The following is a 16,789-nucleotide window of genomic DNA, read 5'->3' on the forward strand; positions in this document are numbered from 1 at the left end:
CAATCGGGCCGCTGGGGCGATGGGGGTACCTCCCGCTCGAGCGAAGCCGAGAGTGGGGGAGGGTGGGCGCAACGGCACCCGGCAAGCGCCGGTGAGCGAGACCCACCCCCGCCCGGCACCCGCCACAGGGCAACCCACGAAGGCCCGGGGCACCGAAGAAATCCGGTGCCCCGGGCCTTCGGCGTTGCGCACGTCGAACATCCGCCCACACCCGCACGACAAAGGGCGGGGCCCCGGATCAAAAATCCGGGGCCCCGCCCTGAACGCTGCCGACGCCTACGGCGTACCAGTAATCGTCAGTTGTCGTCCTCGTCGATGAGGAACCCACGCATCGGCGAGGGAGCCTGCCCCATCGGAGAGGGGCCCTGCGGCCGGACCGGAGCCATCGGCTGGGTCATGGCCGGAGACATCTGCTGCTGACCGCCGTACGAGGGCGCGGCCGGAGCCGGGGCACCGCCCATGCCTCCACCCATGCCACCCGGGTTGCCGCCGTACGACGGAGCGCTCGCGCCGGCCGGAGCCATGGAGGGCGCCGGGGACGGCGGCAGCGACGCGGTCGCCGGAGTGCGCGGCGGGGCCAGCGAGTCGTCCGCCTGGGTCTCCAGCTGACGCAGCTGCGACTCCAGGTAGGACTTCAGACGCGTGCGGTACTCGCGCTCGAAGCCACGCAGGTCCTCGACCTTGCGCTCCAGCGTGGCGCGGGCGGACTCCAGGGAGCCCATCGCGACGCGGTGCTTCTCCTGCGCGTCCCGCTCCAGGGCGTCGGCCTTGGCACGGGCGTCCCGCTCCAGACCCTCGGCGCGGCTACGGGCCTCACCGACGATCTTGTTGGCCTCGGAACGGGCCTCGGCGATCGCCTGGTCGGCGGTCTGCTGGGCCAGCGAGAGCACGCGGGCCGCGCTGTCGCCGCCGGGACCCTGACCGGGGCCGCCCATCGGACCACCCATGGGGCCGCCCATCGGACCGCCCATCTGCTGCTGCATAGGAGGCTGGCCGCCCATGGGACCCTGGCCCATCTGGCCCTGGCCCATCTGCGGCTGCATCTGGCCCTGACCCATGGGGCCCTGGCCCATCGGTCCCTGACCCATCGGGCCGGGACCCTGCTGCCCCTGGCCACCAGGGCCGGCGGGCAGCTGCGGAGCACCGCTCGGCAGCTGGGGCGGGCCACCCATGGGGCCCCCCATCTGCTGCGGCGGGCCCGATATGCCGGCGGGTACGGGTCCACCGGGACCTCGCATACCCTGCTGCTGCATACCGCCCTGTTGCTGCATACCGCCCTGCTGCTGCATACCGCCCTGCTGCTGCATGCCACCCTGCTGCATGCCGCCTTGCTGGTCCTGCGGCTCCGGGGGCTTGCGCATGTTCTGCTGATTCTGGGCAGCGGCTCGCGTGGCCGCGGCCAGTTTGGCGCGCAGGTCCTCGTTCTCGCGGAGCAGGCGCGTCAGTTCGGCTTCGACCTCATCGAGGAAGGCATCGACCTCGTCCTCGTCATAGCCTTCTCGGAGGCGGACGGTCGTGAACTGCTTGTTCCGCACGTCCTCGGGGGTCAACGGCATCTCTTCACCTCAACGTAGTCGTCGGCATTCGGCAAGACCGCATCTCTCACACCGCTCCCATCCCGCTGGCTACCACCGCACGCAGGATGAAAACGATGATCATCAGCACGAAGAAGGACAGGTCGAGCGCCACGCCCCCGAGACGCAGCGGCGGAATGAACCGCCGCAGAAGCTTGAGCGGTGGATCGGTGACAGTGTAGGTGGCCTCCAGAACGACCACCATCGCCTTGCCAGGTTGCCATGAGCGGGCGAACTGGAAGACGTAGTCCATGACCAACCGGAAGATCAACACGATGAAGAACACCGTCAGCGCGATGTAGAGGATCGTCAAGACCACGCTCATGTCCGGTGTTTCCCTCTCCCCAATTCCGTGTTGCTCTACCGCTGTTCCGGTCGTACGTCTCAGCTCTGGTTGAAGAACCCGCCCTCTGCGATGCGGGCCTTGTCCTCCGCCGTGACATCGACGTTAGCAGGCGACAACAGGAACACCTTCTGCGTCACCCGCTCGATGCTGCCGTGAAGACCAAACACCAAACCGGCCGCAAAGTCGACAAGTCGCTTCGCATCTGTGTCGTCCATCTCAGTCAGATTCATGATCACCGGGGTGCCCTCACGGAAGTGTTCCCCGATGGTACGGGCCTCGTTGTAGGTCCGCGGGTGCAATGTGGTGATCCGGTACGGCTCTCGCTCGGACACGACCTTGGGCATGATCACCGGTGCGTTCTTCTCCAGACTCGAACGTTCTTGTGTGATGGACGCCACGGGCGCGATCCGGGCGGGTCGCACCGATTCCGCGGGGAGCGAAGTGGCATGCGCCACCGGTTCGCGCTGCACCGGGGGCTGCACCACTCGCACCGATTCATCCCTCTGGGACTGGTGTGACTGATGTGACTGATGCACCGGGTCGTGCCGGCGGTGGTCCCGCTCCGGCTCCGGGTCGAGTTCGGGCTCGAAGTCGTCATCGGGGTCGAATCCCCTGCCGTCGTACCCATCGTCCTCCACGAGGCCGAGGTAGACCGCCATCTTGCGCATCGCGCCGGCCATGCTCTGAGTCCTCCGCTCTGTGGTGGATCGACTGACGACTTCCCAAGTGCCCGCGATCCACGAGGTCGTTGCGCCCGCCTCTCGACGGAATGACCATATTTTCTGCTGTGGTCCGACTTCTTGGCGACGTTACCCGAGCCCGGGACGGACTCCGAGTACCGCAGTGCCGACGCGTACATGTGTCGCTCCGGCCGCCACGGCATCCTCGAGGTCCGCACTCATCCCTGCGGAGACCATGTTCGCAGCCGGATGGGCTCGGCGCAGGTCGGTCGACAAATCCATCAACCGCTCGAACGCGGCCCGTTGGCGTCCGGCGTACTCCCCGGTGAGCGGCGCGACGGTCATCAGACCATCGACCCGCACCCCCGGCGACTCCGCCAGGAGGTCGGCCAACTCTTCGATTCCGCCCGGACCGACACCTCCTCGCTCCCCGCGGCCGCTCTCGTCGGCGTCGAGCGCGACCTGGATGAGACATCCCACCTCACGGCCGGCCCGAACGGCCTCTTTGGACAGAGTCGTGACAAGCCTGGAACGATCGACGGACTGCACGAGATCCGCGTAACGCACCACAGAACGGACCTTGTTGGTCTGCAACTGGCCCACGAAGTGCCACACAAGGGATAGATCCGAGCATTCGGCCGCCTTGGGGGCCGCGTCCTGGTCCTTGTTCTCGGCGACGTGGCGCACACCGAGTTCCGACAGGATCCGCACATCGCTCGCCGGGTAGGTCTTGGTGACCACGATCAGGGTCACCTCGTCCCGCTTGCGGCCCGCGGCCACGCACGCCGCCGCGATGCGCTCCTCCACCTTCGCCAGGTTTCCGGCGAGTTGTGCCCTACGGTCGGTCATGCCCCTCAGCCCAGCCAGACATATCCCGCGAGTCGCCCTGTGGCGCGGTCGCGACGGTACGAGAAGTGATCACTCGACTCCAGCGTGCACACGGGCGACTGCTCCCGGTCGCGCACTCCGAGGCGCTCCAACTGTGCGTGCACTCCGGCGCACACATCCACGGAGGGCGTGCCCCAACTGGTCTCGGCGTACGCCGCCGGCTCGACGGTGGCCACCTCGGCGCGCATCGCCTCCGGTACTTCGTAACACCGGCCGCAGACGGCGGGTCCGGTCCGGGCGACGATCCGGGACGGGTCGGCGCCGAGTTCGGTCATGGCGTGTACGGCCGCGGGAACCACCCCGGCGATCATGCCGGGCCGACCGGCGTGGGCGGCCGCGGCGACCCCGGCGACGGGGTCGGTCAGCAGGACGGGCACGCAGTCGGCGGTGAGGACGGCGAGCGCGAGACCGCGCCGCGTGGTGACGATCGCGTCGACGGCCGGGATGCCGCCGGAGACGGAGCAGGAGTCGGAGTCGGGGTGGGAAGCGAGGTCGGACTCAGGGCCGGAGCCGGCGTCGGATCCGGCGCCCCACGGTCCGTCGACCACGGCCACGTCCGCGCCGTGCACCTGGTTCATCCAGACGACCCGGTCGGGCTCCAGGCCCAGCGACTTGGCCGCCAGCTCCCGGTTGGTCGTCACGGCGGTGACGTCGTCCCCGACCGCACCCCCGAGATTGAGCTCCGCATACGGAGCGGCGCTCACCCCGCCCCACCTGTCGGTGAAGGCGAAGTGCGCGCCGCTCACGTTCTCGCGCTGTCCTATCACTTGAGGAAGTCCGGAACGTCCAGCTCCTCCGCGGCGCTGTCCGAGTAGGACCGGGACGGCGGGACCGGCGGGGCGACCGGAACCTCGTTCACCGGCTCCGGGGCGGGCGCCGCCGGCTCCTCCTTCGGCTTGACGCTGCCGAGCGAGCCGAAGGACGGGCGGCTCTCGGCGGGCCGCGCCGGGGCGGGCTCCTCGCGCTTGGCCGCGGCCGAGCCGAGGATGTTGTCCCGCTTGGCCGGGGGCTGGCCGCCGTCGAAGCCGGCCGCGATGACCGTGACCCGGACCTCGTCGCCGAGGGCGTCGTCGATGACCGCGCCGAAGATGATGTTGGCCTCGGGGTGCGCGGCCTCGCTGACCAGCTGGGCGGCCTCGTTGATCTCGAAGAGGCCGAGGTCCGAGCCACCGGAGATGGAGAGCAGGACGCCGCGGGCGCCGTCGATGGAGGCCTCCAGGAGCGGCGAGGAGATCGCCATCTCGGCGGCGGCCACCGCGCGGTCGTCGCCGCGGGCCGAGCCGATGCCCATGAGGGCCGAACCGGCCTCGGACATGACCGACTTGACGTCGGCGAAGTCGAGGTTGATCAGACCGGGGGTGGTGATCAGGTCGGTGATGCCCTGGACACCGGAGAGCAGGACCTGGTCGGCCGACTTGAACGCGTCCAGCACCGAGACCTGGCGGTCCGAGATGGAGAGCAGCCGGTCGTTCGGGATGACGATGAGGGTGTCGACCTCTTCGCGCAGCTCGGCGATGCCGTCCTCGGCCTGGTTGGCGCGGCGGCGGCCCTCGAAGGTGAAGGGGCGGGTGACCACGCCGATGGTGAGCGCGCCGAGGGAGCGGGCGATGTTGGCCACGACGGGCGCGCCGCCGGTGCCGGTGCCGCCGCCCTCGCCGGCCGTCACGAAGACCATGTCGGCCCCCTTGAGGACCTCCTCGATCTCCTCGCGGTGGTCCTCGGCGGCCTTCCGGCCGACGGCCGGGTTGGCGCCGGCGCCGAGTCCGCGGGTGAGTTCCCGGCCGACGTCGAGCTTGACGTCGGCGTCGCTCATCAACAGAGCTTGCGCGTCGGTGTTGATGGCGATGAACTCGACGCCCTTGAGACCGACCTCGATCATCCGGTTGATGGCATTGACACCACCGCCGCCGACACCGATGACTTTGATGACTGCGAGGTAGTTCTGCGGTGCTGCCACGTCGAAGGCCTCTCGCCTCGAGTTACGTGTCGCCGCTTCGCGGGGTACCCGCGAGCCGACGACTGATGCCGAAGTGGGACGGTCCGAACGCCGACCCGAACCCTAACGCTGAAGTTTAGGGTTACCAGTGTGACTGTTCCTTGGACTCTTCCGAACAGGACACTAAGTCGACAAGTGGCGCCCGTTCAACGAACACGCCGAACCTCCCGTTTTTCTTTTCACCCTATGTGATCAGCCGTAGCGGTGCCCAACCAGGGTGCTGGCCTGCGCAGATGTGCGTCAACTCCCTGATGACGCGGGCGCGGTGGGGACACTCACGTCGAAGTGCGCCGCGCCGGGGGCCGCTTTCAACAGAGCGGTGAGCGCGCGGCCCTTCGCACGCCCCCTCTCCGCGCTCCCCCACGCGACCGTACGGTCTCCGCTCAACTCCAGCGAGATGGCGTCGTAGGAGCGGACCTTGACGACCAGGGTCTCGTGCGCGATCGCGGCCGGAATCGCGTCGGCGACCCGCACGGCCTCCCGTACGAGCCGGTCCTCACCGAAGCGCCGCACACTGGCGGACGACGAACCCGACCGGGACGCCGCCAATTCCAGGACGGGAACACCTTCAGGGGCGCGTGAAACCGTGGCATAACGCACCCCTTTCGCGTCCACTTCGACGTAGTTGCCCGAATTTCCGGCCGCTTCGACAATCAGAACCGGAGTACGTTCGCTCACTTTCAGCCCGATGTCATGGGGCCAGGAGCGGGCCACCTCGACCGAGTCGATTCGGGGCAATTTCCTGAGCAGCCGCGACTCGATCGCGTCGAGGTCGACGGAGACCATCGGATCGCCGAGCGGCACGGCGGCCGCCTCGCGCACCTGGGTCTCGGTCAGCACCCGGGTGCCCGACACGGAGACCTGCTCCGCCCGCAGCCATGAGGAGCCGTACAGGGTCCAGACCGAGGCGCCCCCGATCAAGGCCAGGGCGATCGCTGCGGCGATCAGCGCCCTGGGGCCGGGGAGCTGCCGTCGGGGCGGCGGGCCGGAGTCCAGATCCTCGTCCGCGCCGCGCTCGGCGGTGCTGGTCGGTCCGGCCACGCGCACTCCTCTCCTGGCTCGGTGCACCTCCGGGGCGCCTCAGCCGGTGTCGAGCCGATCCGTTCTCTAGCGGTGTCCGCGGCGCGACGCGATCGCCTCGTACACCATCCCGACGAGCAGGTCGTCGGCGTCCCGGCGGCCGAACTCGCTGGCGGCGCGGGACATCTCGTACAGCCGGTGCGGGTCGGCGAGGACGGGCAGCACGTTCTGCTGCACCCACTGCGGCGTCAGTTCCGCGTCGTCGACCAGCAGTCCGCCGCCGGCCTTGACCACCGGCTGGGCGTTCAGCCGCTGTTCGCCGTTGCCGATGGGCAGCGGGACGTAGGCGGCCGGGAGCCCGACGGCGGAGAGTTCGGCGACGGTCATCGCGCCCGCGCGGCAGAGCATCATGTCGGCCGCGGCGTACGCGAGGTCCATCCGGTCCACGTACGGTACCGGGATGTAGGGCGGCATTCCCGGCATCTGGTGCACCTGCGGCAGTTCGTTCTTCGGGCCGACCGCGTGCAGGATCTGGATCCCGGCCTGCTGGAGGTAGGGCGCGACCTGCTGGACGACCTCGTTGAGCCGGCGCGCGCCCTGGGAGCCGCCGGAGACCAGCAGCGTCGGCAGGTTGGGGTCGAGACCGAACAGCGCGCGCGCCTCGGGGCGCATGGCGGCCCGGTCGAGGGTGGCGATGGAGCGGCGCAGCGGGATGCCGATGTAGCGGGCGTCGCGGAGCTTGCTGTCCGGGGTCGAGACGGCGACCTGGGCGGCGTACCGGGAGCCGATCTTGTTGGCGAGGCCAGGGCGGGCGTTGGCCTCGTGGACGATGATCGGCACGCCGAGGCGCTTGGCGGCCAGGTAGCCGGGGAGGGCGACGTAGCCGCCGAAGCCGACGACCGCGTCCGCCTTGGTGCGCTCAAGGATCTGCTCGGTCGCCTTGATCGTGCCGCGCAGCCGGCCGGGCACGGTGATCAGCTCGGGGGTGGGCTTGCGCGGCAGGGGTACGGCGGGGATCAGCGCGAGTTCGTAGCCGCGCTCGGGGACGAGGCGTGTCTCGAGGCCGCGCTCTGTGCCCAGGGCCGTGATGCCCACGGTCGGGTCCTGCCTGCGCAGGGCGTCCGCGAGGGCGAGCGCGGGCTCGATGTGACCGGCGGTTCCGCCACCGGCGAGTACGACATGCACCGAAATTCACCGCTCTCCGGACGAACGTGCCGAGGCACGCCGTCGCATCGTGTTCCATCTCCCGGGCCCCGAAGGACCGCCGCCCCGTTTTCTACCAAAGCGAGGTTGCCGCATCGCAAGCGCCGCCCGCGCAGCGGGCTCGTCGCGCGCGAACGCGATCAGCAACCCGATGGCGAACATGGTCGGCAGCAGGGCGGATCCCCCGTAGGAGAACAACGGGAGCGGGACTCCGGCGATCGGCAGCAGACCGAGCACCGCACCGATGTTGATCACCGCCTGAGCGGTGATCCAGGTGGTCACGCCTCCCGCGGCATACCTGACGAAGGGGTCCTCCGTGCGTCCGGCCACGCGGATACCCGCATAGCCTAGAGCCGCGAAGAGGGTGAGCACCGACAGCGTCCCCGCGAGGCCCAGTTCCTCACCGGTGACGGCGAAGATGAAGTCGGTGTGCGCTTCCGGGAGTTGGCCCCATTTTTCCACACTGGCACCGAGCCCGGAGCCGAAGATTCCGCCCGAGGCCAGGGCGTAGATCCCGTGCACGGCCTGCCAGCAGTCGGCGCCGTCCGTCCGGGGTTCGGTGGCTCCGATGCAGGCCAGGCGGGCCATCCGGTTTTCGCTGGTCGTGATCAGGACGAACCCGAGGAGCCCGGCGACGGACAGCACGCCCGCGAACATCCGCGTGGGCGCCCCGGCCAGCCACAGCAGGCCGAACAGGATCGCCGTGAGAATGATCGCGGTGCCCATGTCACCGCCGAGCATGATCAGTCCGAGCAGCATGAACGCCACCGGAACGAGCGGCACCAGCATGTGCTTCCACTGTGTCAGCAGCCGCTTGTCCTCCTTGCGGGCCAGCAGGTCGGCGCCCCACAGGACGAGCGCCAGCTTGCCGAACTCGCTGGGCTGGATCTGGAAGGAGCCGCCGACGGCGATCCAGTTCTGGTTGCCGTTGATCGACTGCCCTATCCCGGGCACCTGAACCAGGGCCATCAGGAACACACAGCCGGCCAGGATCGGATACGCCAGCGCCCGGTGCAGCTTCACCGGCATGCGCGAGGCCACGAGCAGTAGCACGGTGCCGATCGTGGCCGCGAGGAACTGCTTGCGGAAGAAGAAGGTCCCGGGCAGCGACTTCTGCAGGGCGGTGATCTGCGAGGCCGAGTAGACCATCACCAGCCCGAGCACGGTGATCAGCAGACTGCCCCCGAGGATCAGGTAGTACGCGGTCAGCGGCCGGTCCCAGGCCTTGCGCGCCCGTGTGTGCAGCCGCCGCAGGGGGTTCTCGCGCGGCGGCCGGGGGACGGGGGGCCGCCGGGTGACGCGCTGGAGGGGCGCACGGCTCGTACGGCTACTCGGCATCGGGGGCGCCCTCGCCGCCGACCGACCAGTTCCGTGTCACGCGTCCCTCCCAGTCTCACCCGGCGCCGCCAGGCGAAGCCGGGCCGGGTCAGCCGTCCGTGGAGGCGAGTTCGCGCACAGCCTCCGCGAACGCGTCCCCACGCCTGTTGTAGTTGACGAACATGTCCATCGACGCACAGGCCGGCGCCAGGAGCACCGTGTCGCCCGTCCGTGCCAGCGTCCGCGCCTCGCGGACGGCGGCGAGCATCGCCCCAGTGTCGGTCCGGTCGAGGTCGACGACCGGCACTTCGGGCGCGTGTCGCGCGAGCGCTTCCCGGATCAGCGCGCGATCCGCGCCGATCAGCACGACCCCCCGCAGCCGCCCGGCCGCACCTTCGACGAGCTCGTCGAAGGTGGCGCCCTTGGCGAGTCCGCCGGCGATCCACACGATCGACTCGTACGCCGCCAACGATGCCTGCGCCGCATGTGTGTTGGTGGCCTTGGAATCGTCGATGTACGCCACGCCGTCCACGTCGGCGACGTGCGCGATGCGGTGGGCGTCCGGGGTGAAGGCCCGCAGACCGTCGCGTACGGCCGCTGCGGGCACCCCGTAGGCGCGGGCGAGGGCGGCCGCCGCGAGGGCGTTGGCGATGTTGTGCGGGGCCGGCGGGTTCACGTCCGAGACCTCGGCGAGTTCCTGGGCGTTCTTCTGCCGGTTCTCGACGAAGGCGCGGTCGACCAGGATGCCGTCCACCACGCCGAGTTGGGACGGGCCGGGCGTGCCGAGCGTGAAGCCGACCGCCCGGCAGCCCTCCTCGACGTCGGCCTCGCGCACCAGGTCCTCGGTGGACGGTTTGTCGGTGGCATCGACGTTGTAGACGCAGGCGACCCGGTTGCCCTCGTAGATACGGCCCTTGTCGGCGGCGTACGCCTCCATGGAGCCGTGCCAGTCGAGGTGGTCGGGGGCGAGGTTGAGGACGGCGGCGGAGTGGGCGCGCAGGGAGGGCGCCCAGTGGAGCTGGTAGCTGGACAGCTCGACGGCCAGGACGTCGTAGGGCTCGTCGCCGAGGACGGCGTCCAGGAGCGAGACCCCGATGTTGCCTACGGCGGCCGTGCGCAGGCCCGCCGCCGTCAGGATCGAGGCGAGCATCTGGACGGTCGTGGTCTTGCCGTTGGTGCCCGTGACGGCCAGCCAGGGGGCCGCGTCGGGGCCGCGCAGCCGCCAGGCGAGTTCGACATCGCCCCAGATCTCCAGACCGGCCGCGCGGGCCGCCGTGAACAGCGGCTTGTCCGGCTTCCAGCCCGGGGCGGTGACGACGAGGTCGGTGCCCTCCGGCAGGGTCGTGCCGTCGCCGAGGCGTACGGTGATGCCGAGCGCCTCCAGGTCGGCGGCCTGCGCGCGGGCGCGTTCGTCGTCGCCGTCGTTGACGACCGTGACGACCGCGCCGAGGCCGTGGAGGACCTTGGCCGCCGGGATGCCGGAGACGCCCAGCCCGGCGACGGTGACGTGCTTGCCCTGCCAGTCGGTCACTTTTCCGCTGCCCATCCCGCGTAGAAGAGGCCCAGTCCGACGATCACACAGATGCCCTGGATGATCCAGAAGCGGACCACGACCAGGACTTCGGACCAGCCCTTGAGCTCGAAGTGGTGCTGGAGCGGTGCCATCCGGAAGACCCGCTTTCCGGTGAGGCGGAAGGAGCCGACCTGGATGACGACCGACATGGTGATGAGGACGAACAGACCGCCGAGGAGCGCGAGGAGCAGCTCGGTGCGGGAGCAGATCGCGAGGCCGGCGAGCGCGCCGCCGAGGGCCAGCGAACCGGTGTCGCCCATGAAGATCTTGGCCGGCGAGGTGTTCCACCACAGGAAGCCTAGGCAGGCGCCCATCAGCGCGGAGGCGACGATCGCCAGGTCGAGCGGATCTCGTACCTCGTAACAGGCTTCCGGGTTGGTCAGGGTCCGCGTGTTGGCGCAGGACTCCTGGAACTGCCAGACGCCGATGAAGGTGTACGCGCCGAAGACGAGCACGGAGGCACCGGTGGCGAGGCCGTCCAGACCGTCGGTCAGGTTCACGCCGTTCGACATGGCGAGGATCATGAACAGGGCCCAGATGACGAACAGCACGGGGCCGATGGTCCAGCCGAAGTCCTGGACGAAGGAGATCTTGGTGGAGGCCGGCGTCTGGTCGCGCGCGTCCGGGAACTGCAGCGCGAGGACCGCGAAGGCGATACCGACGATCAGCTGGCCGGCCATCTTGGCCTTGGCGCGCAGACCGAGCGAGCGGCGCTTCACGATCTTGATGTAGTCGTCGAGGAAGCCGACGAGACCCATGCCGCCCATCAGGCCGAGCACCAGCAGACCGGAGAAGGTCGGCGGCTGGCCCGAGATCACCTTGGCGAGGAAGTACGCGACGATCGTCGCCAGGATGAAGGCGATACCACCCATGGTCGGCGTGCCGCGCTTGCTGGCGTGCTCGCGCGGGCCGTCGTCACGGATGTACTGGCCGTAGCCCTTGCGGGCCAGCAGTTTGATCAGCAGCGGGGTGCCGATCAGGGTCAGGAAGAGACCGATGACTCCTGCGAACAGGATCTGATTCATCATCGCGCGGCAACCTCACCCTCGTTGCCGCCGTCGAGCAGCGCCTGCGCCACACTCTCGAGCCCGACCGACCGGGACGCCTTCACGAGTACGACGTCTCCCGGGCGCAACTGACTGCGCAACAGGTCGACCGCCGCCTGTGCGTCGGACACGTGCACCGACTCCTCACCCCACGAACCCTCGTTGTATGCGCCCAGTTGCAGCCAGGAGGCCTCCCTGCCCCCGACGGCGACGAGCTTGCCGACATTGAGCCGGACGGCGAGCCGTCCGACCGCGTCGTGCTCGGCGAGCGATTCGTCCCCGAGCTCGGCCATCTTGCCGAGCACCGCCCAGGTCCGCCGCCCCTTGCCCATGGCCGCGAGCGCGCGCAGAGCGGCCCGCATGGACTCGGGGTTCGCGTTGTAGGCGTCGTTGACGACCGTCACGCCGTCCGGGCGCTCGGTGACCTCCATGCGCCAGCGGGAGAGGGAGCCCGCCTCGGAGAGCGCGGTGGCGATCTCACTTGCGGACATGCCCAGCTCATGGGCGACGGCGGCCGCGGCGAGCGCGTTCGACACGTGGTGCTCACCGTACAGGCGCATGGTCACATCGCTTGCACCGGAGGGTGTGTGAAGTCTGAAGGCGGGCTGTCCGGCCTCGGTGAGCGTCACGTTCTCGGCGCGTACGTCCGCTTCGTCGGACTCGCCGAAGAGGATCACCCGGGCCTTCGTGCGGGAGGCCATGGCGCGGACGAGGGGGTCGTCGGCGTTGAGGATCGCGGCACCGCCGTCCTCGGCGGAGGGCAGGGCCTCCACCAGCTCGCCCTTGGCCCGGGCGATCTGTTCGCGGCCTCCGAACTCGCCGATGTGGGCGGTGCCGACGTTGAGCACGAGGCCGATCCGCGGCGGCGTCAGCTCCGTGAGGTACTTGATGTGGCCGATGCCCCGGGCGCCCATCTCCAGGACGAGGAAACGCGTCTCCTCGGTGGCGCTGAGGGCGGTGAGGGGCAGCCCGATCTCGTTGTTGAGGGAGCCGGGCGTGAACACCGTCGGCGCCTTGCGCCGGAGCACCTGGGCGATCAGGTCCTTGGTGCTGGTCTTGCCCGCGGAGCCGGTGAGGGCGACGAGGGTCGTGCCGAGCTTCCGCACGACGTGCCGGGCGAGGGCGCCGAGCGCCGCCTGGACGTCGGGCACCACGATCGCGGGCACGCCGACGGGGCGGGACGCCAGCACCGCTGCCGCGCCCGCCTCGACGACCGCGGCCGCGAAGTCGTGTCCGTCCACACGCTCGCCCGCGAAGGCGACGAAGAGGCTGCCGGGCTCCACCTCACGGGAGTCCCGGACGACCGGTCCGGTGACCGGCGCCGACGGATCCGGTATGTCGTGCGTCTGCCCGCCGACGACTTCTGCGATCTCGGCGAGAGAGAGGGCGATCACAAGTTCATCCCTGGGTCTGCTGGATAGCTTCGCGGAGCACCTGGCGGTCGTCGAAGGGACGGAGCACGCCGGCGATGTCCTGGCCCTGCTCGTGGCCCTTGCCCGCGACCAGCACGGTGTCGCCCGGCTGTGCGCGCGCCACCGCCGCGGCGATCGCGGCGGCCCGGTCCTCGAAGAGGAGGACCTCGCCGCGCTCGTGCGCCGGCACGGACGCCGCGCCTTCGAGCATGGTCGCGAGGATCGCGAGGGGGTCCTCGGAGCGGGGGTTGTCGGAGGTCAGTACGGCGGTGTCGGAGAGCCGGGCCATGGCGGCGCCCATCGGTCCGCGCTTCGTGGTGTCCCGGTCGCCGCCGCAGCCGAGCACGACGTGCAGGCTGCCCTCGGTGACCTTGCGCAGCGCCTTGAGGACCGACTCGACGGCGTCCGTCTTGTGGGCGTAGTCGACGACCGCGAGGTACGGCTGCCCGGCGTCGACCCGCTCCAGCCGGCCCGGTACGCCCGGTACGGCCGCGATGCCGTCGGCGGCGGTCTGCGGGTCGATCCCGGCGACGGCCAGCGCGGCGACGGCCGCCAGGGTGTTGGCGACGTTGAAGCTGCCCGGCAGCGGCGCCCTGGCGGCGATCCGCTCGCCCTTGGGCCCGACCACGGTGAACGTCGAGTCCATCGGCCCGACCCGGACGTCCTCGGCCCGCCAGTCGGCGTCGGGGTGCCCCTCGGCGGAGAAGGTGACGACCGGGACCGTGGCCTCGCCCGCGAGCCGGCGGCCGTATTCGTCGTCGAGGTTGACGACGCCGAGCCTGCTGCGCTCCGGTGTGAAGAGCTGTGCCTTGGCCTGGAAGTAGTCCTCCATGCCGGAGTGGAACTCCATGTGCTCCGGGCTGAGGTTGTTGAAGACGGCGACGTCGAAGACGCAGCCGTCGACCCGGCCGAGGACCAGAGCGTGGCTGGAGACCTCCATGACGACCGAGTCCACCCCGCGCTCGCGCATGACGGCGAACAGGGCCTGGAGGTCGGTGGCCTCGGGGGTGGTCCGCTCGGACTTGATGCGCTCGTCGCCGATGCGCATCTCGACGGTGCCGATGAGTCCGGTGGAGCGGACGGTCTTCAGGCCGCCCTCCACCAGGTACGCGGTGGTCGTCTTGCCCGAGGTTCCGGTGATGCCGATCTGGAGCAGGTCGCCGCCCGGCCGGCCGTAGATGGTGGCCGCCAGCTCGCCCATCCGCGCGCGGGGGTTGTCGACGACGAGGGCGGGGAGCCCGGCCGCGGCGGCGCGCTCGGCGCCGCCGGGGTCGGTGAGGACTGCGACGGCACCGAGGCCGACCGCCTGGTCCACGAAGTCGGCTCCGTGCAGACGGGCACCGGGCAGGGCGGCGTACAGGTCGCCGGGGCGGACGGCGCGCGAGTCGTGGGTGATACCCGCGACCTGGACGGTGTCCGCGCTCGGCGGCTGCTCGGCACCCAGCTGACCGGCGAGTTCCGCGAGGGGTGTGGCGGAGACGTGGGCCGGCCTGGGCGGTCCCGGATATGTCACGGGAACGTCCTTCTGGGTGGTTTGGGACTGATCAGCGTGTGGCACGGCGGTGAGCGTACCGGGCGCACCCCCGCGGGAGCGAAGCGAGGGTTTGTGCGAGCGGGGCTCGGAGGCCTGGTTCCCGGGGTCGGGAGTGATCATGGTCACGAGTCGGTTCCTGGCTGGTTGCGCTGATCAGCGGGCGGATCGGGGTGGGGGCAGGTGGCGGGTCAGGGTGCGAAGGTGACGGGCAGGTTCGCGGGCTTCGCCCCGGTGGGCGGCACCTGGAGGGTCTTCAGGGCGAACTCCATGACCTCCTTGTAGATGGGGCCGCAGATCTGGCCGCCGAAGTAGTTGCCCTGGGTGGCGTTCTGGATCGCGCAGTAGACGGTGATCCGGGGCTTGTCGGCAGGTGCGAACCCGGCGAACGACGAGGTGTACCCCCGGTATCTGCCGGTGGCCGGATCCACACGGTTGGCCGTACCCGTCTTGCCCGCGACCCGGTACCCGGGGATGCGCGCCTTGGTACCCGTGCCCTCCTCGTCGTCCACGACGGACTCCAGCATCCGGGCGAGGGTCTTCGCCGTCTTCTCGCTCACGACCCGGGTCCTGCCGGGCTTCGAGGCGGGGGTGAAGCGGCCGTCGGGTCCCTTGGTGCCTCGTACGAGGGTCGGTTCGACGCGTACGCCGCCGTTGGCGATCGTCGAGTAGACGGAGGTCGCCTGCATGGCGTTCATCGACACGCCCTGGCCGAAAGGGATCGTGTACTGCTGCGAGGTCGACCAGTCGCCGGGGGCGGCGAGGATGCCCTTGGTCTCGCCGGGGAAGCCGAGGCCGGTGTGGTCGCCGAGGCCGAACTTGCGCAGGTAGTTGTAGAGGATCTTGTTGGACTCCTGCTGGTTGCGGCCGAGTTCGCCGGTGGCGAGGATCGTGCCGATGTTGCTGGACTTGGCGAGGACGCCGTTGAGCGTCAGGTACCAGGTCCGGTGGTCGATGTCGTCCTTGAAGAGGCGGTCGCCCCGGTGCAGCCGGTTGGGCACGGTGACGTGTGTCTCCGGGGTGGCGACGTTCTCCTCCAGTACGGCGGCCATCGACATGACCTTGGCGGTGGAGCCGGGTTCGTAGGCGTCCTGGAGGGCCGCGTTGCCGAGCGCGTCCGGGTTCGCCCGGGTGAGGTCGTTGGGGTCGAAGCCGGGCGAGTTGGCCATGGCTAGGATCTCGCCGGTGCGGGTGTCCTGCACCATCACGTAACCGCGGTCCGCCTTGGACTTCTTCACCTGCTCGGTGATGGCGTTCTGCGCGGCCCACTGGATGTCGCGGTCGATGGTCAGCTCGACGTCGGAGCCGGCCACGGCGGGGGTCTCGGTGGAGCCCGCGGTGGGCACGAGACGGCCGCCCGACTGGGCGTAGCGGATCTTGCCGTCCTTGCCCGCGAGGCGGCTGTTCCACTGCTGCTCGATGCCGCCGCCGCCCTTGCCCTCGGCGTTGACCCAGCCCAGTATCCCGGCGGCGAGGTCGCCGTTGGGGTACACGCGTTTGCTGCTGGGCTCCTGGAAGACGCCGGCCAGGACGTTGACCGTGTCCTTCTCGTTCGCGGCCCGCTTGACGAGCGCGGTCTTCAGGTCGCTGATCTGGTTCCAGACCTGGGGGGTCTGGCGGCGGGCGAGCAGCACGTAGCGCGTGTTCTTGGTGCGGAGCTTCTCGGTGAGCGTCTCCTGGTCCGCGCCGAGGATCGGTGCGAGGAGCGCGGCCGCCTGCTCGGGCCCGTCGTCGATCTTCAGCTGCTCGCGCGTGAACATCGTCGGGTCGGCGGTGATGTCGTTGGCGTCGGTGCTGATCGCCAGGGCGACGCCGTTGCGGTCGGTGATCCCGCCGCGCTCGGCGGCCAGCACCCGGCCGACGTAACGGTTCTGGTCGGCCTTGGCGGCGTACTCGCTCGCGTCGACGGCCTGCACCTGGAGCAGCCGCACGACGAAGGCGATCAGCACCAGGGTCAGCGCGAGGCTCACCATGCGCAGCCTGGGGCGGGGGCTGCCCAGCCGGATCGTGCGCCCTGGCGGCCGCCAGGGCGCGGCCGGGCGACGCTGTGCGGCGGGACGGGCGCCGGGGCCCGGTCGGCGCTGCTGGCCGCCCGGTCGTACGGGCCGGGCTGGTCCGGGTACGCGGCGGCGCGGGGGCTGCCTGCCTGAGTCGGCCACTTCCGTCACCTGCCGGGGGTCGTCGGGAGCTGGGTGGGCTGTAC

The 16,789-nt window shown here is 70.2% G+C and carries 14 protein-coding genes; all 14 read right to left on the reverse strand.

Annotation, left to right across the window (positions count from 1 at the left end; translation table 11 throughout):
- Positions 1–296 precede the first annotated feature (296 nt).
- Positions 297–1,556, reverse strand: coding sequence for a DivIVA domain-containing protein (locus P1P70_RS25400; RefSeq protein ID WP_319241580.1), 1,260 nt, complete (start codon positions 1,554–1,556; stop codon positions 297–299).
- A gap of 46 nt (positions 1,557–1,602) precedes the next feature.
- The gene (locus tag P1P70_RS25405; RefSeq protein WP_033528111.1) at positions 1,603–1,899 is read right to left on the reverse strand and encodes a YggT family protein; all 297 of its coding nucleotides are present in this window, start codon (positions 1,897–1,899) and stop codon (positions 1,603–1,605) included.
- A 59-nt stretch (positions 1,900–1,958) separates the two neighbouring features.
- Complete coding sequence (locus P1P70_RS25410) at positions 1,959–2,600, reverse strand: cell division protein SepF (RefSeq protein ID WP_319241581.1); 642 nt, start codon at positions 2,598–2,600, stop codon at positions 1,959–1,961.
- A gap of 129 nt (positions 2,601–2,729) precedes the next feature.
- Positions 2,730–3,449 (reverse strand): YggS family pyridoxal phosphate-dependent enzyme, encoded by a 720-nt coding sequence (locus P1P70_RS25415; protein ID WP_319241583.1) that lies wholly within the window; start codon positions 3,447–3,449, stop codon positions 2,730–2,732.
- A gap of 5 nt (positions 3,450–3,454) precedes the next feature.
- A complete protein-coding gene (gene pgeF, locus P1P70_RS25420) occupies positions 3,455–4,255 on the reverse strand; it encodes a peptidoglycan editing factor PgeF (RefSeq protein WP_319241584.1) in 801 nt (266 codons plus the stop codon).
- Complete coding sequence (gene ftsZ, locus P1P70_RS25425) at positions 4,252–5,445, reverse strand: cell division protein FtsZ (protein ID WP_086804504.1); 1,194 nt, start codon at positions 5,443–5,445, stop codon at positions 4,252–4,254. The genes pgeF and ftsZ overlap by 4 nt, the downstream gene beginning before the upstream one ends.
- Positions 5,446–5,724: 279 nt before the next feature.
- The gene (locus tag P1P70_RS25430) at positions 5,725–6,525 is read right to left on the reverse strand and encodes a cell division protein FtsQ/DivIB (RefSeq protein ID WP_319241587.1); all 801 of its coding nucleotides are present in this window, start codon (positions 6,523–6,525) and stop codon (positions 5,725–5,727) included.
- 66 nt (positions 6,526–6,591) lie between these two features.
- Entirely contained in the window at positions 6,592–7,689 is a 1,098-nt protein-coding gene (gene murG, locus P1P70_RS25435; protein WP_319241588.1) for an undecaprenyldiphospho-muramoylpentapeptide beta-N-acetylglucosaminyltransferase, read from the reverse strand.
- Between the two features lie 6 nt (positions 7,690–7,695).
- Complete coding sequence (gene ftsW, locus P1P70_RS25440) at positions 7,696–9,045, reverse strand: putative lipid II flippase FtsW (RefSeq protein WP_319241590.1); 1,350 nt, start codon at positions 9,043–9,045, stop codon at positions 7,696–7,698.
- A gap of 88 nt (positions 9,046–9,133) precedes the next feature.
- The gene (gene murD, locus P1P70_RS25445; RefSeq protein WP_319241591.1) at positions 9,134–10,570 is read right to left on the reverse strand and encodes a UDP-N-acetylmuramoyl-L-alanine--D-glutamate ligase; all 1,437 of its coding nucleotides are present in this window, start codon (positions 10,568–10,570) and stop codon (positions 9,134–9,136) included.
- Positions 10,552–11,625: a phospho-N-acetylmuramoyl-pentapeptide-transferase gene (gene mraY / locus P1P70_RS25450; RefSeq protein WP_319241593.1), complete on the reverse strand. Its 1,074-nt coding sequence runs from the start codon at positions 11,623–11,625 to the stop codon at positions 10,552–10,554. Before mraY ends, murD begins: the two co-directional genes overlap by 19 nt.
- On the reverse strand, positions 11,622–13,037 hold the full coding sequence (locus P1P70_RS25455; protein ID WP_319241595.1) for a UDP-N-acetylmuramoyl-tripeptide--D-alanyl-D-alanine ligase: 1,416 nt from the start codon (positions 13,035–13,037) through the stop codon (positions 11,622–11,624). The genes mraY and P1P70_RS25455 overlap by 4 nt, the downstream gene beginning before the upstream one ends.
- Positions 13,038–13,041: 4 nt before the next feature.
- Complete coding sequence (locus tag P1P70_RS25460; RefSeq protein WP_319241596.1) at positions 13,042–14,715, reverse strand: UDP-N-acetylmuramoyl-L-alanyl-D-glutamate--2,6-diaminopimelate ligase; 1,674 nt, start codon at positions 14,713–14,715, stop codon at positions 13,042–13,044.
- Positions 14,716–14,777: 62 nt separating this feature from the next.
- Positions 14,778–16,559 carry a penicillin-binding protein 2 gene (locus tag P1P70_RS25465; RefSeq protein ID WP_319241598.1) on the reverse strand — a complete coding sequence of 594 codons (1,782 nt, stop codon included), beginning with the start codon at positions 16,557–16,559 and terminating at the stop codon, positions 14,778–14,780.
- Positions 16,560–16,789 lie beyond the last annotated feature (230 nt).

The sequence above is a fragment of the Streptomyces sp. MB09-02B genome, assembly GCF_033794485.1.
Taxonomy (GTDB): Bacteria; Actinomycetota; Actinomycetes; order Streptomycetales; family Streptomycetaceae; genus Streptomyces.